The organism is Spirulina sp. 06S082, assembly GCF_034932145.1.
Lineage (GTDB): Bacteria > Cyanobacteriota > Cyanobacteriia > Cyanobacteriales > Spirulinaceae > CCY15215.
Genome location: NZ_JAYGHV010000357.1, coordinates 1 through 3,704, shown reverse-complemented (window position 1 = coordinate 3,704; position 3,704 = coordinate 1). Strand labels below are relative to the sequence as shown.

Here is a 3,704-nt window from a genome sequence, read left to right as displayed (position 1 = left end):
TCCCGATATTGTTTTGTCGGCGGCGGTTTTTCCCATCCCCACTCGGGCGCGATTGGGACGCATTCAACAACATTGGGAGGAGTGGGTGCGACGGGATTATCTAGATGCAATTACCCCCATGACCTATGCAGATGCAACGGATGAATTGCAACAGTTAACGCAACCTATCCTCGATGAAAATGTACAGGGATCGACGTTATTTTTACCTGGAATTCGTCTGTTAAGTTTACCAACTATGGTGGCGATCGATCAGATGCAGCATTTGCGGGATTCTCCAACGGGGGGTTATTCTTTATTTGCGGCGGAAAATTTAAGTATTAATTTACAAACAATTCTTCGCAATACCCAAGGACGGAGTAATGCCAACTCTGACGAACCGATCGCCCATCGCCAACCTTTGCAAACGGCACAGAGACGCTTTGAGATTCTCCAACGAGAATGGAGTCTTGCCCTCGTAAGCGGTCAGTTGCAAATGGACAAGGGTGCCATGCAAGAATGGGGTAAGCAGTCGAAAGCGGTGGAAATTGCTCTTATGACCCTGGCTAAGGAGCGATCGCCGGAAAATCTGCGACGGGCAAATAGCGTCCTCACAACGTTTCAGCAACAATTTGGGACTTGGATGGGACAGCAGGCACGAGAACAACCTTATCAAGTTCGGGCCTGGCAAAATCGCTTATTGGGGATCGATCGCTTGATTCGCTATGGGGCGCGCGATCGATAGGACAAGAGGTTAAGAGTTCTCCCTTTCTTCATCTTCAGGTGATAGAGGTTGTTGGGCTGAGTGCCTAATAAAAAGAATGTGTACTGTATTCTCCATCACCGTAAACAGGATTCGATAAGCACTCTTCCCTTTTCCGTAAATAAGTTGTCTAATCTCTTCTTCAAAGAAGTCATTCTCAAAAACAAGAGAACAGCGAAGGGGCATTTTCTCCAGAGATAAAATGGATTTATATAAACCCTCTAACCAACTGCGTGCTTGACGTGGGGAATAATTGCTAAACCAGAAATAAGCATCTTTAATCCCTTGTTCTGCTTCTGGTTGAATGACAATCTTATACCGATCGCTCATGAAGCATTATCCAATTGGTCGAACATTTCCGCAAAGAGGTCTTCTGCTGCCTTACCTTGACCTTCTTTCATTTGTTGAAGACCGCGTTTAATTCCTCTCAGAGTTTTGAGCAATTCAGCAGCATCGAGAAGTTCCTGATAGGATTGAACATCTTGAACAACAAGTTCAGTCTTGCCATTAACCGTTAGCACAAGAGGATGTTTGGTGCGTTTGAGGTTTTCAACCAATTCAGTCGTGTTTCGCTTAAATTCGGTCAGAGAACGAATATCTTGAGTTAGATTTAGCATTGTTTTGAGATTGAATCCGCATCTAAATTATATGCCGATTTAGCCTAAACTTTATGTTCTAGGAGAGGTTCTCGGAGTCCAAACCCATTGCAATAAGGCGATACGGCTAAAGCCACGCTACGAGGTCGCCTTCTCTCTGTCGGATATGTTAGCGAAGAATGCGGCTGATGGTCATGAGTCAGCAATAATACGAGCATTGATGAGAGTGAAAATGCGATCGAGTTCGGTAATGCCGGCAAGTTCAGCCGTTTCCTCTGGCGTAAGGTCGGTATTTTTCTTGCGATCGATGAGAATTTCGAGACGAGTTTGAAGCTCATCAGTAAATTTGAAAAGATTGAGTAATCATTTTTTTCAAAGATGGCTATTTTTTGATTGTACCGAGTCTCTTGGGATTCTTCATGGTATGTAGAGTAAGTTTTATGGCGATCGCCTTATTGTGGGGATCGATCGCCTGATTCGCTATGGGGCGCGATCGCGGAATAGGCAGATCGAAAAGTTTTGTATCAAAATATACAGTAATCTGTTCCATCGTTCCATAATGGAGATTGTCAGCGATTGATAATATTAGGAGCAGGTTTGATGGCGATCGCACAACTCTCTCGAAAGACGAGTCCCTCGCAAATAGAATGGGATGCGTGTCAATATATTCCCCAAGACGGTTTTGGGGTCTTAGAAAGCGGTGATTGGGTTTCTTTGTTTGATTTACCTTCCCAATACGCCCACGAGGAGGCATTATTGTTATGTAAAGTGGACAGCGATCGCTGGGTCGCATGGATTCCCGATCATGGCGAAATAGAATTGTGTTTGCGCCAGTTTTGTCCCGTGTTTTAGCTATAGTGAATGGATGTTATTTTGTGTCACCAGACGGCGGATTTTGATGCTTTAGGAGCAGCAGTAGGGCTGACACGGTTGAAACCGGGTGCAAAGTTGGTTTTAACGGGAGGGGCGCATCCTGGAGTCAAGGATTTTTTGGCTTTATATCGGGATGAATTTGCGACTATCGAACGCCGTAGCGTCAATCTCCAACAAGTTCGGGTGGTTTGTGTCGTTGATACCCAAAAACGCGATCGCCTGGGTTTGGCGGCGGAATGGCTCGATCTGCCTCATCTCAAAGCAGTTGAGGTTTACGATCATCATCTCAATACCTTAAGTGATATTCCGGCAACTTACAGGCAAATTGAAGCAGTGGGGGCGACGACTACTTTAATTGTGGAACGGTTACAACAGGCAGATATCGCCTTAACGCCCCCAGAAGCGACGGTAATGGCTTTGGCGATTCATGTGGATACGGCCTCCCTCACCAGCGAACAAACGACCCCTAGGGATGCCCTAGCCCTCGCATGGTTAATGAAACAGGGGGTTATGGGTCAAGCCTTGCGAGAGTATCTCGAACCTGGATTATCTCGCGATCTGCAAAAGTTACTCTCGGAGGCCATTGAAAGACTGGAAAAGCGACAGGTTTTCGGTTATTGCGTCGCGTGGGTACTATTAAAAACAGATCGCTTCATTCCCGGTTTATCCAGTTTAACGGAACGTTTAATCGATTTAACCGAGGCGGATCTTTTGTTGGTGGGGGCGCAGTATTTTCGCCGTAATGAGGAAGGAAAAAGGGTGACAGTTATCGGGCGATCGCGCATTCCTCGCACCAATTTAGGGCGTTTATTCGCCCCGTTTCAGGGAGGAGGACATCCCCAAGCAGCCTCAGTAAGTTTAAAGGATAGAGATGGGGAGATCGCCTTAAATGAGTTGGTTGAGGGGGCGATCGCGCAAATTCCCGAACCCCTGACAGCCCGAGAGTTAATGTCTTCTCCCGTCCGCACTATTCGTCCTGGGGTCACGATTGATGAAGCACAACGCATCTTATTGCGTTATGGTCATTCGGGGTTATGCGTTGTTGATGAAGGCGATCGCTTGGTGGGAATTATTTCTCGTCGGGACATAGATATTGCCCTACATCACGGCTTTGCTCATGCCCCCGTTAAAGGATATATGAGTCGCAATCTAAAAACAATCGTCCCCAAAACACCTCTCCCGGAAATTGAGGCATTAATGGTAACTTACGATGTGGGACGCTTACCCGTTATTGAAGGCGATCGCTTAGTCGGAATCGTAACGCGCATAGACGTTTTACGACAATCTGCGAACAATTATCAACTCTCAATTATCAATTATCAATGCCCTGATTTTTATTCTCTTTTATCCCCAAAAATTGTCGCTCTATTGGCCTTGGCTGTCAAGGAAGCAGAGCAACGAGGATGGCATCTTTATCTTGTAGGTGGTGCCGTGCGAGATATTCTTTTAAAGCAACAAGAAATAGTGGCCTCTCCCCCTCTCCCCCCACCTCCCCC

General features: G+C 46.3%; 5 protein-coding genes and 1 pseudogene. 3 read left to right on the top strand and 3 right to left on the bottom strand.

Features of this window, described 5'->3' with window-relative positions:
• A pseudogene (locus VB714_RS21160) lies at window positions 1–721 on the top strand (hypothetical protein); the annotation flags it as partial.
• Between the two features lie 9 nt (window positions 722–730).
• Here VB714_RS21160 and VB714_RS21155 read toward each other — a convergent pair.
• The 3 genes from VB714_RS21155 to VB714_RS21145 form a co-directional block, all read right to left on the bottom strand.
• On the bottom strand, window positions 731–1,069 hold the full coding sequence (locus VB714_RS21155) for a type II toxin-antitoxin system RelE/ParE family toxin (protein WP_323226671.1): 339 nt from the start codon (window positions 1,067–1,069) through the stop codon (window positions 731–733).
• On the bottom strand, window positions 1,066–1,356 hold the full coding sequence (locus VB714_RS21150; RefSeq protein ID WP_323226670.1) for a type II toxin-antitoxin system Phd/YefM family antitoxin: 291 nt from the start codon (window positions 1,354–1,356) through the stop codon (window positions 1,066–1,068). Before VB714_RS21150 ends, VB714_RS21155 begins: the two co-directional genes overlap by 4 nt.
• A gap of 361 nt (window positions 1,357–1,717) precedes the next feature.
• Window positions 1,718–1,885 carry a hypothetical protein gene (locus VB714_RS21145; RefSeq protein WP_323226669.1) on the bottom strand — a complete coding sequence of 56 codons (168 nt, stop codon included), beginning with the start codon at window positions 1,883–1,885 and terminating at the stop codon, window positions 1,718–1,720.
• Between the two features lie 26 nt (window positions 1,886–1,911).
• Between VB714_RS21145 and VB714_RS21140 the strand changes: the two genes are divergently transcribed.
• Together VB714_RS21140 and VB714_RS21135 are read left to right on the top strand one after the other, a co-directional pair.
• Window positions 1,912–2,187 (top strand): hypothetical protein, encoded by a 276-nt coding sequence (locus VB714_RS21140; RefSeq protein ID WP_323226668.1) that lies wholly within the window; start codon window positions 1,912–1,914, stop codon window positions 2,185–2,187.
• 9 nt (window positions 2,188–2,196) lie between these two features.
• A partial coding sequence (locus tag VB714_RS21135; protein ID WP_323226667.1) for a CBS domain-containing protein occupies window positions 2,197–3,704 on the top strand: 1,508 nt, incomplete at its 3' end.